The 15,343-nt window shown below is 50.1% G+C and carries 12 protein-coding genes; 7 read left to right on the forward strand and 5 right to left on the reverse strand.

What is annotated here, in order from left to right:
- Positions 1 to 157: 157 nt before the first annotated feature.
- The gene (locus ACI1P2_RS17905; protein ID WP_355321216.1) at positions 158 to 712 is read right to left on the reverse strand and encodes a dihydrofolate reductase family protein; all 555 of its coding nucleotides are present in this window, start codon (positions 710 to 712) and stop codon (positions 158 to 160) included.
- Between the two features lie 215 nt (positions 713 to 927).
- Between ACI1P2_RS17905 and ACI1P2_RS17910 the strand changes: the two genes are divergently transcribed.
- Positions 928 to 3,210, forward strand: coding sequence for an excinuclease ABC subunit UvrA (locus ACI1P2_RS17910; protein ID WP_355321249.1), 2,283 nt, complete (start codon positions 928 to 930; stop codon positions 3,208 to 3,210).
- Positions 3,211 to 3,412: 202 nt separating this feature from the next.
- On the opposite strand, the gene ACI1P2_RS17915 is transcribed toward ACI1P2_RS17910, so the two are convergent.
- On the reverse strand, positions 3,413 to 4,414 hold the full coding sequence (locus ACI1P2_RS17915) for an oxidoreductase (protein ID WP_355321217.1): 1,002 nt from the start codon (positions 4,412 to 4,414) through the stop codon (positions 3,413 to 3,415).
- Positions 4,415 to 4,562: 148 nt separating this feature from the next.
- Here ACI1P2_RS17915 and ACI1P2_RS17920 point away from each other — a divergent pair, with 148 nt between their 5' ends.
- On the forward strand, positions 4,563 to 5,006 hold the full coding sequence (locus tag ACI1P2_RS17920; RefSeq protein WP_355321218.1) for an Lrp/AsnC family transcriptional regulator: 444 nt from the start codon (positions 4,563 to 4,565) through the stop codon (positions 5,004 to 5,006).
- A 120-nt stretch (positions 5,007 to 5,126) separates the two neighbouring features.
- Here the strand turns inward: ACI1P2_RS17920 and ACI1P2_RS17925 are convergent, their stop codons facing one another.
- Entirely contained in the window at positions 5,127 to 5,624 is a 498-nt protein-coding gene (locus ACI1P2_RS17925; protein WP_355321219.1) for a PTS sugar transporter subunit IIA, read from the reverse strand.
- A 281-nt stretch (positions 5,625 to 5,905) separates the two neighbouring features.
- Between ACI1P2_RS17925 and ACI1P2_RS17930 the strand changes: the two genes are divergently transcribed.
- From ACI1P2_RS17930 to ACI1P2_RS17940, 3 genes are all read left to right on the forward strand, one after another.
- A complete protein-coding gene (locus ACI1P2_RS17930) occupies positions 5,906 to 6,733 on the forward strand; it encodes a PRD domain-containing protein (RefSeq protein ID WP_355321220.1) in 828 nt (275 codons plus the stop codon).
- A 202-nt stretch (positions 6,734 to 6,935) separates the two neighbouring features.
- Positions 6,936 to 8,492 (forward strand): PTS transporter subunit EIIC, encoded by a 1,557-nt coding sequence (locus ACI1P2_RS17935; protein WP_355321221.1) that lies wholly within the window; start codon positions 6,936 to 6,938, stop codon positions 8,490 to 8,492.
- Between the two features lie 28 nt (positions 8,493 to 8,520).
- Positions 8,521 to 9,858, forward strand: a complete 1,338-nt coding sequence (locus ACI1P2_RS17940) for a sulfatase family protein (RefSeq protein WP_355321222.1) — start codon at positions 8,521 to 8,523, stop codon at positions 9,856 to 9,858.
- 43 nt (positions 9,859 to 9,901) lie between these two features.
- Here ACI1P2_RS17940 and ACI1P2_RS17945 read toward each other — a convergent pair whose 3' ends face one another.
- Positions 9,902 to 11,101 (reverse strand): ROK family protein, encoded by a 1,200-nt coding sequence (locus ACI1P2_RS17945; RefSeq protein ID WP_355321223.1) that lies wholly within the window; start codon positions 11,099 to 11,101, stop codon positions 9,902 to 9,904.
- A 304-nt stretch (positions 11,102 to 11,405) separates the two neighbouring features.
- Between ACI1P2_RS17945 and ACI1P2_RS17950 the strand changes: the two genes are divergently transcribed.
- Both ACI1P2_RS17950 and ACI1P2_RS17955 read left to right on the forward strand, forming a co-directional pair.
- On the forward strand, positions 11,406 to 12,032 hold the full coding sequence (locus tag ACI1P2_RS17950) for a chromate transporter (protein ID WP_355321224.1): 627 nt from the start codon (positions 11,406 to 11,408) through the stop codon (positions 12,030 to 12,032).
- Positions 12,033 to 12,043: 11 nt separating this feature from the next.
- A complete protein-coding gene (locus tag ACI1P2_RS17955) occupies positions 12,044 to 12,580 on the forward strand; it encodes a chromate transporter (RefSeq protein WP_355321225.1) in 537 nt (178 codons plus the stop codon).
- A gap of 42 nt (positions 12,581 to 12,622) precedes the next feature.
- Here ACI1P2_RS17955 and ACI1P2_RS17960 read toward each other — a convergent pair whose 3' ends face one another.
- On the reverse strand, positions 12,623 to 15,328 hold the full coding sequence (locus ACI1P2_RS17960) for a discoidin domain-containing protein (protein WP_355321226.1): 2,706 nt from the start codon (positions 15,326 to 15,328) through the stop codon (positions 12,623 to 12,625).
- Between the last annotated feature and the right edge of the window lie 15 nt (positions 15,329 to 15,343).

The following is a 15,343-nucleotide window of genomic DNA, read 5'->3' on the forward strand; positions in this document are numbered from 1 at the left end:
TAAAATTAGTAGATAAGTCTTGTTGTAATTGGGTAGACGCGCGCTATCCACTGCTGAAGTTGACATTGATACTGCCAGTTAACGTAATGGAGGCTGCCGGCGATCGGCAGCCTCATTTGTTCTGTGTGAGCAATAGTGCTCTGTCGCTTGTGCAACATTATTTCCCGTTCAAATGATAGATTAGTTGCACAACGCCAGAGGATAACGTTCTTGTATTAACCGCCTTTAAATTTAACCTGTGCTTTATATCCATAAACAACGGTTTTCCTTCTCCCAAAATTACAGGATGAACAGATAATCTAAATTCATCAACAAGCCCTAAATTGATAAACGTTGTAATAAGACTTGCTCCACCATATAGCCAGATGTCTTTACCCGGCTTATTCTTTAATTTATTTACTTCTTCAAGAATATTATCATTTATGAATATCGCCTTGTTATCCGTCCCTTTTTGCGCCCTGGAAAACACATATTTTTCTTTACTATGGATTAATTCCCAAAATTCTTTATCCGTATCCGTTTGTTCAATTTCTGGAGTAAATTGCCCCCATAAATCATAGCTTTTTCTTCCATAAAAAATAGTATCAATTTGATTCAAGAAATCAATAAATCCCATCTCAGAATCCATAATGCACCAATCGACTTCCCCATTTTTCCCCTCAATAAAACCGTCTAAAGTAACTGCTAAATCTAAAATGATTTTTCGTTTCATGATTGTTGCTCCTTTCGTTGATCTATCACTCATTATAGACCTTATATATGTCACCTTGTGTCCTATTTAAAAGGAAGGGTAAATTATTAAAGCGTTGGCGCACGGGCAAAGTCGGAACCGTTTTGTTTTCATGCGCCGCACGAATATGACAGAAGATGTCATAATAATACCTGTATACTGATCCGTGTATGAACTACGCGAAAGGTGTTGACCGCATGGATCAGAATTACATCGTCATCAAGGGCGCACGAGAAAACAACTTGAAGGATATTACGCTTCGCGTCCCGAAGCGGAAGCTGACGGTTTTCACCGGGGTATCCGGCTCCGGCAAGTCGTCGATCGTTTTTGACACGATCGGTGCCGAGGCGCAGCGGGAGCTGAACGAAACGTTTAGCGCGTTTATCCGCAACCGGCTCCCGAAATTCAGCCCGCCCGAAGCGGACGCGATCGAACATTTGTCCCCCGCCATCGTCGTCGACCAGAAACGGCTCGGCGGCAACTCTCGGTCGACCGTCGGCACGATCACGGACATCTACGCGCTGCTGCGGCTTCTGTTCTCGCGCGTCGGTCAGCCGTTTGTCGGCAATTCGAACGCGTTCTCGTTCAACGATCCGGCCGGGATGTGCCCAGAATGCCACGGCGTTGGCAAGATCGTTTCGGCCGACATCGGCAAGCTGTTGGACCGGACGAAGTCGCTGAATGAAGGCGGCATTGCTTTTCCGACGTTTCGCGTCGGCACGTGGTACTGGAAGTTGTACGTCATGTCAGGACTTTTCGACAACGATAAGAAGTTGGGAGATTACACGGACGAGGAATGGAACTTATTACTTTACGGCATCGGCGGGAAGGAAGCGAAAATCTCGTTCGATACGCCAACCGGCCCGATGGACGCAAGCTACGAGGGTGTCGTCACGAAATTCGAACGGCTTTACATCAAGCGCGATTCGGAGGAAATGGCCGAAGCGACACTAAGCCGCGCCCAGCCGTACATGATGTTCGCCCCCTGTCCGCTCTGCCGCAGGACGCGGCTCAATCAAGCGGCGCTAAACTGCCGTATCGGCAGTTTGAACATCGCGGAGATGGCCGCCATGGAGGTCGGCGAGCTCGTACACGTCGTGCGCAGCATCCGGGAGCCGGTTGCGGAGACGGTAACATCCGCGCTAGCCGAGCGGCTCCAACAATTGATTGACATCGGACTCGATTACCTTAGCCTCGACCGGGAAACGGCGTCACTGTCCGGCGGCGAATCGCAGCGAATCAAGATGGTGCGCCACCTTGGCAGCAGCCTGACCGACATGCTGTACATTTTCGACGAACCCAGCGCCGGGCTGCACCCGGGGGACGTTATTCGGTTGAACCAGCTGCTCCGCCAGCTGTGCGACAAGGGGAACACGGTGATCGTCGTCGAGCACGACCGCGACGTCATCACGGCCGCCGATCATATCGTCGATGTCGGCCCGCATGCCGGCGTTCATGGCGGGCGGATCGTCTATGAAGGGGACGTTGAAGGACTGCTGTATGCCGATACCTTGACGGGCCGGTACATGCGTCACGAACTGGCGCTGCGCGAGAACGTCCGCAAGCCGACAGGCTTCTACCCGATCGTCGATGCGACGCTCCATAACCTAAAGCGGGTATCAGTCGACATCCCGGCAGGCGTGCTGACGGTCGTGACCGGCCTAGCCGGCTCCGGCAAAAGCTCGCTGATCAACGGCGAGTTTCTGGCGCGCTACCCCGAGGCGATCGCGACAGACCAGTCGGCCGTCGGGGCGTCGGTCCGCTCGAATCCGGCGACGTATACGGGCATTATGGACGAACTGCGCAAGTTGTTCGCAAAGGCGAACTTCGTGAACGCCTCCCTGTTCAGCTTCAATTCGTCGGGGGCATGCGAGACGTGCCAGGGGCTCGGTGTCCTCTATACGGACCTCGCCTTTATGGAGGGCATCCGCACCGTCTGCGAAACGTGCGACGGCCGCAGGTTCAAAGAGGAAGTGCTGCAGTACCGGTACCGTGGCCGATCGATATCGGACGTACTGGCTTTGACGACCGAGGAGGCCCTGGCCGCATTCGACAAGCATCCGTCCATCGGCCGACGTCTGCAGGCGGTCGTGGACGTCGGGCTCGGCTACGTGACGCTTGGGCAGCCACTGAGCACCCTGTCGGGCGGCGAGCGCCAGAGGCTGAAGCTCGCCTGTGAGCTGCACAAGGCGGGCAGCATTTACGTCATGGACGAGCCGACGACCGGCCTCCACATGTCCGATGTCGGGCTACTGCTCGACATCATGAACCGCTTGGTCGACGCCGGCAACACGGTCGTTGTCATCGAGCATCACCCGGACATAATCCGGAGCGCGGACTGGATCATCGACATGGGCCCGGAAAGCGGCGCCCGGGGCGGCATGGTCATATTCCAGGGGACACCGCAGCAGCTTGTCGAAGGGCAAGGTGACGCGGCGCGCTCGATCACCGGCAAATATTTGCGCGGCGAACTGCGGTAACGGCCAAGAGACGGCAGGATATCATCGCGGAAGCCTTCTTATTGGAGATGCGAATGGAGCGCCAATTAGGTGCTCCATTTTCTATTGTTTACTTTTAGTCGTGTGCCATTCATCATCTTTGATTTCGTATCGTGTATTCATCTACTTTAATTAACCATCTGAAACGATATTATTGCTGGATAACTTTTCTGGATAGCCCTTCTTATACCGATCCCTCCAGCATCTTGAGCCCATAATCGGGGTCCTCCAGCAGCGGCCGGCCAACCGCAATGGCATCCGCCAGCCCATCGCGGATAACACGGTCCGCAAAGCTGCGGTTGTGAATGCCTCCAACGGCAATGACAGGGACAGACATATGCTGCTTGAAGATGGCCGCGTCCGGCAGTTGGTAGCCAGGATGGACATTTGCCGGCTTGATTGGAAGCAAGCCGCCGGACGAGACGTCGACTGCGTCGATAAGTCCCTCCGCTTCAAGCGGCTGAATCATCAGTGCCAGATCGCGGGGCGTCAGACCACCGTCGGCGTAATCTGTGGAAGAGACGCGGATCATAACCGGATAGCTGCTGCCGGTTTCGGAGCGAATGGCAGCGAGCACATCTCGTAAAAATTTCGTTCTGGCTTGAGGCGTTCCCCCGTAAGCGTCGCTGCGGCCGTTAGAGAGCGGAGACAGAAACTGATGAATGAGAAAGCCATGCGCCGCATGAACTTCAATGCCATCAAAACCCGCAGCTACACTCCGTTTGGCGGCAAGCCGGTAATCCTCGACGAGCTCTTCGATTTCAGAAAGTGACAGCTCTGCAGGCGTGCCGTAGGAGGCATTATAAGGAATGGCGCTTGGCGCAACCAGCCTCTGCGTCACTTCCGGCGCCGATTTTCTTCCTCCATGCGACAACTGCACGAAGACCGGTGTCTGCGCAGTGTGAACGGCGTCAGTCACCCGCTTCAGTTGTTCGGCGTGCCGGTCGGAGTAAATGCCGATGTCGTTCGGCCATAGTCTGCCGTTATCAGACACAGCCGTGGACTCTACGATCATAAGGCCAAGCCCTTGCGCTCTTCTTCCGTAATGCAAAATATGATGCTCTGTCGCTAACCCCTCCGGCGTACCTTTGTACTGCTGCATAGGTGCCATGACCAACCGGTTGCGAAGCTCGGCGCTGCCGATGGCGAGAGGAACTTCCAATGACGGAAATGCTGTTGTGATCATTTTTATCACTCCTTCAATATCTGTTGAATGATATTTTATAAGGAGTTATTAATATTTCACATAGATAAAAAATGAAATATAACGAGATATTTTTTGCTTTTCAAGTTAAAATGGAACAATAACCTTAGAAAACAAAGGAGTTTTCGATATGGATCAAATCGACCGTGCAATCCTGTCATTATTACATAAAAACGCCCGCATGTCGGTCGCGGAAATTGGCCGGACCATTGCCATGACGCAGCCTGCGGTGGCCGAACGGATTCGAAAGCTGGAGGAGCAGGGCATCATTGCCGGCTACAAGGCCGTTCTTTCACCCAAGAAGCTGGGAAAGGACGTGACGGCATTTGTGCTGTTCAAAACAGGAAATTGTGTAGATTTCCAGCAGGTCATCTCCAACTCCCCCGATGTAATAGACTTGTACCGTATCAGCGGGGAATATAACTTTATGATGAAAATCGTAACCGAATCGATGGACACGCTGACAGCATTCCTCGATACATGCAGCCCGCATGGCTTCTCCTCGACGCTGATCGTGCTTTCAACAGCCATCAAGGATAAGTCACTGATTGCAGGAGAAGAAGGGACATTTTAGATCCGGCACACCCCATGGAATGCAAAAACCCATCCACTATGTTTGTGGATGAGTCTAAGCTTGGAATGGCGCTTTGCTTCCATTGGCGGATTCATCAACAACTTCCAGACAGTTTGTTAATTATCCCAGTTTAATCGTCAGTATGGTGTCTCTTCCTGCTGTTACGGCACCTCCATCATGAACCTGAACGGCTTGCACCGCATCGATTCCGGCAGGAACGATCACGGGAGTAATAACCGGCAGACCCGCTTCACGGATCATGTCCCTATCAAATTCCATAATCAGCTGGCCCTGCTTCACTTTATCCCCTGTTTGAACTGCCGGGGAGAACGCGGACCCTTTCAAAGAAACGGTGTCGATCCCCACATGAATAAGCACCTGCGCCCCGGATTCATGCTCCAGAATGACGGCATGCTTGGATTTAATAAGCTGCGCAACTTTTCCGTCAAACGGAGCATACATTTTGCCCTCCGCCGGTTCAATGGCCGCTCCCTCACCCATCATTTTGCCGGCAAAGGCCGGGTCAGGCACCTGTTCAAGGCTCACAGCTTGTCCTGTTATAGGAGCCATTATGGCAAGCTCCTTAATTGTTTTATCCTTTTTGAAAAATGACAGCATCTATATCTCCTCCTTGTGTTCGTCCGGGAAATAAAAAAACCCAAAATTCAGTGCGGAAAGTTGTCCGTACCGAATTTTGGGTCTTGCCTGCCAAACAGTCACAATCCCGCATAATTAAATTATGTTATTATACTAATTAATTTTTACCTGCCTGTCAATGATTGTAGATACAATGCGACTAACTCGAAAAATTTTGAGGATGACTTCACGTAGAAGTATTGATACAATCAGAACCACAAAATTTTAGTTTCCGAGCTGTGGAAGTAGATTGGAGCAATGAAATGAAAATCAACCGTGTCTTAAACAACAATGCCGTTGTGGTAAAGGAAGGCGATGTTGAAAAGATCGTCATGGGACCTGGCGTCGCGTTTCAGAAAGGCAAGAATGACCTGATTGACCCGGCCAAAATCGAGAAGACATTTGTGCTGAAGGAAGAAAGCAAAAAGTTTCAGCAGCTGTTAAGCTCCGTACCCGAATCCCATATCGCCATGGGAGAAAAAATCATCTCACACGCCGAGCAGGTGCTGGGTATGAGTCTGAGTAACCACATTCATATTGCGCTGACAGATCACCTGTCTTTTGCTATTGAACGTTACCGGGCCGGCATTCAGGTGAGGAATAAACTGCTGAACGAGATCAGGCTGCTGTACAGCACGGAGTTTAGAATCGGACTCTGGGCCTTAGAGCAGATTAAAGCTGCCTTCGGCATTGAATTTCCGGAGGATGAAGCCGCCTATATCGCCCTGCATATCCATACGGCCAAGATGGAAAACTCGCATATTGAAAAATCCATCAAGAAGACGATTATTATCCAGGAGACAGTCGAGATTATGCTGGAGGAACTGGGAGCGGATATTGATAAAAACAGCATTTCCTACCACCGTCTGCTCACTCACCTGGAACTGGCGCTTAGCCGTTATTATGACCAAAAACCCTTTCACACCCTGGATAAGGACATGCTGAAAATGATCAAAAAAACGTACAAGCATGGCTTTAAAGCCGCCAAAAAAGCGGCCGCATATCTGGCGCAGAAGTATGATATTGAGTTTCCGGAATCGGAAATGGCTTACATCGCCCTGCATCTGCAAAGAATTTTGGAAGAAGTTTAAAATTTGTTGACGAATGAAAATAAACCGTTTACAATGGGCTCATTCAAACGTCAATCACATACAGGGGATTGTGACTGGTCATGCAGGCAAGACCTAGAATGCTTATAAGGTACACGTATACCTTCGGCATTTTAGGTCTTTTTTTGTTGCCCAAAAGCATGAGATCAGGCAATAATTCCCAGAATGAAAAGAGGGGGATGTTATGTTTAAAAATCTGTTCAGCCGGTTCCAGGTTTTTGGCAAGGCCATTATGCTGCCTATCGCCGTTCTGCCTGCAGCCGGGCTGCTGCTCGGTATCGGCGGAGCCTTCTCCAATCCGAACACGATCAGCAATTATCCGTTTCTGGATCAGGTGTGGCTGCAGGCGATTTTCGTCATCATGAGCTATGCCGGCCAGATCATTTTCAGCAATCTGCCAATCATCTTCGCCGTGGGTATTGCCGTAGGGCTTGCCAAAAGCGACAAGGGCGTTGCGGGGCTGGCCGCGCTGCTCTCTTATCTCGTCATGAACGCTTCCATGAACGCCCTGCTTGTCATTACCGGGACATTGGCCAAAGAAAAGCTGGGCGATGTCGGGCAGGCGATGATTCTCGGGATTCAAACGCTGCAGACCGGTGTGTTCGGCGGCGTCATTGTCGGTCTCATGACGTATGCTCTGCACAAAAGATTCGGCAAGATCAAACTGCCGCAGTGGCTGGGATTTTTCAGCGGCTCAAGATTTGTGCCCATTATCACCTCCTTCTCTGCCGTATTACTCGGTCTTCTGATGTTCTTCATCTGGCCGCCGATCCAATCGGGCATCGCCGGGCTTGGCGGCCTGGTAGACCGTACAGGCTACTTCGGATCATTTCTGTTCGGCTTTATTGTTAAGCTGCTCGGCCCATTGGGGCTGCATCACATTTTTTACCTGCCATTCTGGCAGACAGCACTTGGCGGCTCAATGATGGTTAACGGAACTCAGGTGCAAGGGGCGCAAAACATCTTCTTCGCCCAATTGGCAGATCCGGCCACACAGCACTACTTTGTCGGCACTGCACGCTTTATGAGCGGCAAGTACCTGACCATGATGTTTGGCATGCTGGGTGCGGCATTGGCCATGTACCACTGCGCGAAACCGGAAAACAAGAAAAAAGTGTTCGGCCTGCTGCTGACAGGTGCAATCACATCCTTTTTGACAGGCATCACCGAACCTTTGGAGTTTGCATTTCTCTTTGTCGCTCCAATCCTTTTCGTAATCCACGCCGCATACTGGGGCCTTGCGTATATGGTCGCGCACATGCTGAACATCACCATTGGCATGACGTTCTCCGCCGGGCTCATTGACTTTACGCTATTCGGGATTCTTCAGGGCAATGAAAAAACGAACTGGGTGCTCGTTCCCATTGCGGGTGTAGCTTTCTTCTTCCTGTATTACTTTACATTCCGTATCCTGATTAAAAAGTTAGATCTAAAAACGCCAGGGAGAGAAGATGCTGGAAACGCAGCAGATCCGGAAGAAAATCCTGATGCAGGCGCTTCCCCCGACAACCAGGCTAATCGCATCCTGGCCGCACTGGGGGGCAAAAGCAACATCGAAGATCTGGACTGCTGTGCAACCCGCCTGCGTGTTACAGTTCATCGGGAAAACGATGTTTCGGAAGATCAGCTGAAGCAAACCGGAGCCAGCGGAGTCATTATCCGCGGTAAAGGGGTTCAGGTGGTTTACGGCCCACACGTGGCCGTGATCAAAACGGAAATTGAGGAATTAATGGGAGAATGAGAGATAAAGACAAAAGGAGCTGGTTAAGATGAGTAAACCTAATATTGTTTTCATGATTTCCCATGATACCGGGCGTTATCTCAGCTGTTACGGGCACCAGGTTCCAACCCCGGAGCTGGACCGCCTCGCCGCGGAAGGGGTCAGATTCGATGAATACTACTGCACTGCCCCGCAGTGCAGCCCCAGCAGGGGCAGCATTCTGACCGGCAAATATCCGCATAATAACGGCCTTGTCGGATTGGCTCATTTAAATTTTCATATCCGGGAAGATCAAACCACGCTGCCGATGGCCATGCATGAGGCCGGCTATGACACAACACTTATCGGCTTTAGCCATGAAACGATCGGCGAGGAGGAAAAAGGCACCTACAGCTCCACCAACAAGCTGGGTTATCAAAACTATTTGGGGATCGAGGGTTCCAGGGCTCCGCAGGTTGCTGAGACAGCCATTGAGTTTTTACAGAAAAAAGCAAACGAGCCGGATGGACTGCCCTTTTTCGCCAATATCGGCTTTTGGGAGACTCACCGTTCCTTTGACGAGTACGATGATATCAAAGATGATATCAACCAGGTTCAGGTTCCTCCCTATCTTCCGGACACGGAAAATATCCGCAAGGATTTGGCACAGTTTCACGGCTCCGTTAAAGTGCTGGATGAGGCGGTGGGCCGCATTATGCGCACCCTGAAGGAAACAGGACTAGAAGATAATACGATTGTCGTTTATACAACAGATCATGGAATCGCCTTCCCGCGCGCCAAAGGAACGATGAAGGATGCCGGACTGGAAACAGCGCTTATAATGTACAGCCCCAAGCTGATCGAAGGAGGCCGGGTCATCAAGGAGATTCTATGCAACATCGATATCATGCCGACTCTGCTGGAGCTGGCTGACGGAAGCATTCCCGCTGATCTGGACGGCAAAAGCTTTGCTTCGTTGCTGCGTGGGGAAAAGAAAGCAGTGCGTGACGATTTCTTCTGCGAGCTGACCTGGCACGATAAATACCATCCGATGCGCGGCATCCGCACAACCCGTTATAAATATGTTCAAAATTTCGAGGACGGGCCAAAAATCTATATGCCTGTCGATATTCACCGCAGTATCTCGGGGCCGGATGTCCGTGAAGAATTCTATGTCCCCAACGAGCCTGAGGAGCTGTATGATTTGGAAAAAGACCCGCTTGAATATACCAATCTGATTGATGACCCGGACTATGCCGAGGTAGCCAGGGAACTTCGTACCAAGGTGGAGCAATGGATGTCCTCTACTGACGACCCGCTGCTTCACGGTCCGGTTGAAGGCATCGAATCGGCAAAATGGGCGGAGGAAGCCCGTCACGGCAGAGCATATATTCCAAGAAATAAATAAGAGAAAAAAGGCAGACGAAAATTCATTTCCGCTCTGCCTTTCTTCATATAGATAGCTCCTTAAGTACGAGCACTGCGCCTCCTACAGCCACTGCGTTTTCCTGCAGTATGCCTTTAGAAAATACAGGCTGATACTCGGGATAATAATAGATATTTTTCTGTGCAACAGATACCGCCGTATCATAATACAGTCCGCTTGCGCTGATCAGAGCCCCGCCGAGAATGACCATTTCGGGGTGCAGAATGTTGATCAGGTTGGCCAGGCCGATTCCCATATGAGCAGCCGACTGGGAGAACAGCTCCTGCACAAACGCTTCACCATTCCGGAGCGCTTCCACCAGCATGGCGAAGTGTATGGCCTCCGGCTGCACGCCGTCCGCGCTCTCAAGCTGGTTGCGCCCCATCTTCACCTGTGCTCTTACCTGCTGCTCCAGTGCCTGTACGGAGGCGAACGCCTCCAGCGCCCCGTAATTGCCTGAGCTGTGCAGCCGCGGGCCGTCGGCCTGGATAATCATCTGACCGATGGAGCCTTCCATGTCCACCGCTCCATATACGAGCTGCCCGCCGGACATCATAGCCGAACGCAAACCCGTGCCGACGTGCACGTACAGCATATGCTGGAGATTCTCGCCGCGCAGCGCCCAATGCTCACCCACCAGAGCCGCATTCGCTCCGTTATCGAGAACCGCCGGTATTCCCGTCTTCTCTTCAATCAGCCGGCAGACCGGCACATTGGACCAGCCCTCCGCCGGAAAATAAAGCGGGTTCAGGATCACTCCCTGATTCCGGTCCAGCGGACCTACAGCGCCAATCCCCATGCCGAGCACCTGTTCTTTGGGAACATGGTGGGCTTCCAGCATCATTTCAACCTGATCCTGCACGTTGTCAATAAGTCGCTCAGGGGTCATGGTCTCGTCCATGGTCCAGCGTTTGTACGAGAGGGCATTCAACTTCAAATCAAATAATCCAAGCGTCGAATACAGCCTGGATATTTCCAGTCCAAAGATGTACCTGTGCGCTGAATTGATTTGGTATAAAATCGGTCTTCTGCCGCCCGTAGATTGCCCCAGTCCCGATTCGCTGATCCAACCTTCATGTACAAGCTCCTCCAGAAGTCTGGTCAGGCTGCTGCTGGTCAGGGTGAATTCCGCCATCAGCTCTGCCTTGGAGATATCGTCCTTTTGCGCAATTCGTTCAAAAACCGCTTTTTTTATATTAGCCGGTGAGTGGTTCACTTTTACCATAATATCGCTCCGTTTATTCCTATGATTATAGTAGGATTTGAACATATTATAGCGTTTTACGATTTGGATTGCTACCTCTGTTACGCTATAGTCACTTTCAATAACCACTTTTATCTAAATTGAATAAAAGTATACTATTTCCCACTCAATTCAGACCAAACCCATCCGAATAATCCATAAAAATAACTGAAATAGGCCCCTATCCCGCTTATAAACGAAAGTAATCTATTTTATCAGCTATAACTAATTTTCATTTTGGTAAAAAGGTGGTATGATGGAGACAAGAATAACGAGGTGAGCCATCATGAAATCAAGCACCATATCAAAACTAACGCTTTTATGGGATCTGTTCTGGATCTTCTTCAAAATCGGGCCTGCCACCTTCGGTGGCGGATATGCCATGATGTCGCTGATTGAACGGGAATTTGTAGACAAAAAGAAATGGATTGACAGCCAGGAAATGAATGACCTGATGTCTTTGGCCGGCTCCGCCCCAGGGGGTGTGGGCGTGAACGCTTCCGCATTTCTGGGTTACAGGATGGGCAAAGTGCCGGGGGCGATCGCTGCAACGCTCGGTATAACACTTCCTACCTTCATTATCGTGTTTGCGCTCAGCGCATTTTATTCCTTATTCCAGCATGAGCCGAAAGTACAGGCTGCCTTTAAAGGCATTCATGGCGCCATTATCGGCCTGATCGCGGTAGCCGCCTACAAAATGGGCAAAAGCGCTTTGTTCGACCGCACCACCGTTGTTGTAGCCGTCGGTACCCTGATTGTTCTTCTCCTGACCGGCATGAACCCGACGTTCATGATTCTGATCGGACTTGTGATCGGCGTTGTGATCGTAAGAGTGAAAAAGCTGCTGGGGCTCTCGGTCCAAACTGAAAAAGAGTACCACGATAAACAGCCTGTCATCGAATACTATATCTAGGAGTGGTCTCTATGCTGTTCTGGCAGTTATTCCTTTCCTTTTTGAAAATCGGCTTTCTTTCCTTCGGCGGCGGTTATGCCATTCTGCCGATGATCCAATTTGAAGTGGAGAAATACAATTGGCTTTCCGCAGAACAATTCCAGCGCATCGTTTCGCTGGCCGGCATGTCGCCCGGACCGATTGCAACCAACAGCGCAACCTTGATCGGCTATAACACTGCAGGCTTGCCGGGAGCCATTGTCGCCACCGCCGGGATTGTGCTTCCCAGTCTTATTGTGGTCATCCTGATTGCGGCATTTTTCTATAAAATCAATTCCTACCAATGGGTAAAATCCTCATTTTATGGTCTGCGTCCGATCATCACCGGGCTTATCGTGTATGCAGCCATCCATTTCGGGTTTTCCGGCAGCTCGGAGGCCATCTTTCATTGGACGACCTTTGCCACACTGCTCATCGGTGTGCTGGCTTTTGTAGCTATTACCAAATATAAAATCCATCCCCTCACGGTCATCGCAGGCTCTGCGATTATGGGTATTGTATTATTTTAAGGCGATCTCCCCTCTTAAGCCGGGGAAAGATCGCCTTTTCATTTACATTTCGTATTCTCGTTGATCGTGGCTTTCGATAGCCTGGGCCGCTTCAAACGTTGATGCGGTCGCGCCAGAATTAATAATAGCCAGATTCAGATTTAGCTTTTTACCGGATGCAAACTCGAATTGCAGACCGGATTGTCCTATAGGCAGCCCCTGCAAGAAATCCGGCAAAAACCGATAAGTTGAGCTGTTTTCAATGTTATAGTCCTCACCTTCGGTCAAGCTGGATAACACATTGCCTTCCGTGCCGATATACCGGATGGTTTTAAGCACATCATGATTCAAATAAACGTCAACCATTACCGAATTGCTCGGATCGTTAAGCATGGATTCGTTTAAATCATAGGTGGCATGGTCGATAGACAACGCCGGGTTGGTCTCTTCCTCACTTTCGCCATTGTTATACACCTGAATTTCCGTCATGGTCGGTGTCCAGTACTCTGTCTCTTTCTGTTTTGTAATGAGTAACCGAAGCTTGCTGCTGGCCACACTGCCGAAATCAGCAAGTGTAACATCATGCCCCATACCATCCGTTACGGCTTTAAATGTCTCCCACTGCTGCAATTCATCGTTAAACTTTTGCAGTTCGTATTCCTGTATTCGCGGATTCGTCGATCCGTCCGTATATTCATCCAGATAGATTTCATCAAAGGTAATCTCCTCGCCAAAATCGATCGTGATGATAATCGGGTACCCGTCCGTCATATCGTCAGGGTCGGCACTGGCCCAACGTGTGGCCGTATTTCCATCCACCAGCTTGTTCGCCTCCAGGCCGGGGTTCGGATGCGTATAGTTGGCAGTAATACTTTTGTGCAAGGCCAAATTTACGCGATCGGATTGGCCCTCTTCTTCAATCGGGTTAAGATCAACCGGATTTTCCACCTTATCGCCGATTTTGCTTTCATGAATGCCGATATCTATGCTGTCGCCGTAATAGAGATGTGTGTCAAAAAAGTCCTGTTCTCCAACATGCGGGTTGTAGCGTCCGGCATCAATTAACGGCGATTTTTTCTTCAATTTGAAATTGGCGGCCGAATCCACAATATTGTTGACACCGTTATTTTTCTTGTACTGCGCCGGATCCTTAACAAACATCGGGTCACCAAATACGGCATTCGCATCCTCCGGCTGCTGCTCCGAATAGACCCCGCCCGCTTCATAATAAGCATTATTCGAGAACACGGCTTTATCCAATGCGTTGTCTTTTCGGTACCACTTTGTCGGCGTCGTTTCCGACATATTATAGAAAACATTGTTCATGAAATAGACCGTATCCTTGAACACTTCATCATGGAACCAGTCCATTTTTTCAGCATCATATACAAACACATTGTTTAGGATATAAGTAGGAGAGTAGTTCGTGGACAGCATGTTTTTGACGAGCACACCGTTATCATTGACACTCAAATTATAGCGGGCAATGGAATTGGAGCTGTTGCCCATATAAGCCATCCAGCCAGCCGCGTTGTCGTGGGAGTAATTATACTGGTAGGTTACATTAAAATTCGTGTATTCCAGGTCCCATGGAGTTCCGTCATACTCCCCGTAGGGGCCGTCGTAAACCTCGTTATACTGCATGACCGAATCGGCCCCGGCCCACAAATACAGGCCGCAGGATACAGCATTGTATCTTTGCAGGTATCCATTCACCTCATTGAATTCCACAACCATATCCTTCGTATTGGCAAGCTGAATGGCACCCTGGCCGATGTCTTCGGCATAGTTATGGGCAATATACACATTGCGGCTGTACAAATCGCGGTTTCTGACCCACAGCTGTTCCCAGCCTTCATGATACTTCCCTGTCTCATCGTATTCGCCGGCACTGCTGTCACGGTCATAGAACCAGTTGAAAGCGAACTGGATCGCATGCAGTTCGGTTTTGTAGAAGCGGTTATTCTCGATTCTGACATCCTGGAAGTAGTAAGCGCCTTCGTCATATTCCTTGTAGCTTTTCTCGCCGAACACCTGAAACACGATGCCACCGTAATGGATTTTTTGCCAGTCCGTCGGGCCGTCGATGTCATGAACATATAAGTTGCTGATGCGGAAATAGTCCATGATCTTGTCATCGTTCTCTCCCAGCAGATCTGCATTAATCGTGATGGAGACGCCGTCCCGCACAACCGATTGTGTTTTCGCGGAAACATCGATATCGGTGTTAAAATCATCATCATTCGAGAGCTCCAGATTGTGAATTTCCCAATACTGCTGGTTTCGCAGCACCACAGCCCCTGTCAAGCCGACCAAGTCTTTATCCTTTACGAAATCACTGCCATTCCACGTCAACGGATTATTTACCTTTCCGTTCGTGGCGATGTACGGTTTACCAAGCTTGGCATTTCCGTACATATCGATCGTGATCGGTTTGCCGGGTGCGCCCGAGCCTTTGGGCCATAATTGCTCGTCATTCCATGTTTCACCGGCTTTCAGCAGGATTCGGTCGCCTGGAGAAAATGTGGCATTGTTCACCTTGCCCAGCGTTCTCCACGGTGTCCTTACTGACGTGCCGTTATTCGTATCCTTGCCTTTGGTCGCATCGACATAATAATCGGTACCGCCATATGGATTACGCATATTCCCGTTTAATTCGGCTTTATTGGATTCAGCGGCATATGAAGTAAATGGAGCAAAATATGGAACCAGCGTTACGAATAATGAAAAGCATATCATCACTAAACAGCTTCTTCTTATTGTTGACATGATCCAACCTCCATC

It is taken from the genome of Paenibacillus jiangxiensis (assembly GCF_046098255.1).
Lineage (GTDB): Bacteria > Bacillota > Bacilli > Paenibacillales > Paenibacillaceae > Paenibacillus > Paenibacillus jiagnxiensis.

Excerpts from the sequence above, each read along its gene's own strand:
- ACI1P2_RS17940 (WP_355321222.1), top strand. The coding sequence starts at position 8,521 with ATGAGTAAACCTAATATTGTTTTCATGATTTCCCATGATACCGGGCGT.
- ACI1P2_RS17920 (WP_355321218.1), top strand. The coding sequence starts at position 4,563 with ATGGATCAAATCGACCGTGCAATCCTGTCATTATTACATAAAAACGCC.
- ACI1P2_RS17960 (WP_355321226.1), bottom strand. The coding sequence starts at position 15,328 with ATGTCAACAATAAGAAGAAGCTGTTTAGTGATGATATGCTTTTCATTA.
- ACI1P2_RS17950 (WP_355321224.1), top strand. The coding sequence starts at position 11,406 with ATGAAATCAAGCACCATATCAAAACTAACGCTTTTATGGGATCTGTTC.
- ACI1P2_RS17955 (WP_355321225.1), top strand. The coding sequence starts at position 12,044 with ATGCTGTTCTGGCAGTTATTCCTTTCCTTTTTGAAAATCGGCTTTCTT.
- ACI1P2_RS17925 (WP_355321219.1), bottom strand. The coding sequence starts at position 5,624 with ATGCTGTCATTTTTCAAAAAGGATAAAACAATTAAGGAGCTTGCCATA.
- ACI1P2_RS17930 (WP_355321220.1), top strand. The coding sequence starts at position 5,906 with ATGAAAATCAACCGTGTCTTAAACAACAATGCCGTTGTGGTAAAGGAA.
- ACI1P2_RS17945 (WP_355321223.1), bottom strand. The coding sequence starts at position 11,101 with ATGGTAAAAGTGAACCACTCACCGGCTAATATAAAAAAAGCGGTTTTT.
- ACI1P2_RS17935 (WP_355321221.1), top strand. The coding sequence starts at position 6,936 with ATGTTTAAAAATCTGTTCAGCCGGTTCCAGGTTTTTGGCAAGGCCATT.
- ACI1P2_RS17910 (WP_355321249.1), top strand. The coding sequence starts at position 928 with ATGGATCAGAATTACATCGTCATCAAGGGCGCACGAGAAAACAACTTG.
- ACI1P2_RS17905 (WP_355321216.1), bottom strand. The coding sequence starts at position 712 with ATGAAACGAAAAATCATTTTAGATTTAGCAGTTACTTTAGACGGTTTT.
- ACI1P2_RS17915 (WP_355321217.1), bottom strand. The coding sequence starts at position 4,414 with ATGATCACAACAGCATTTCCGTCATTGGAAGTTCCTCTCGCCATCGGC.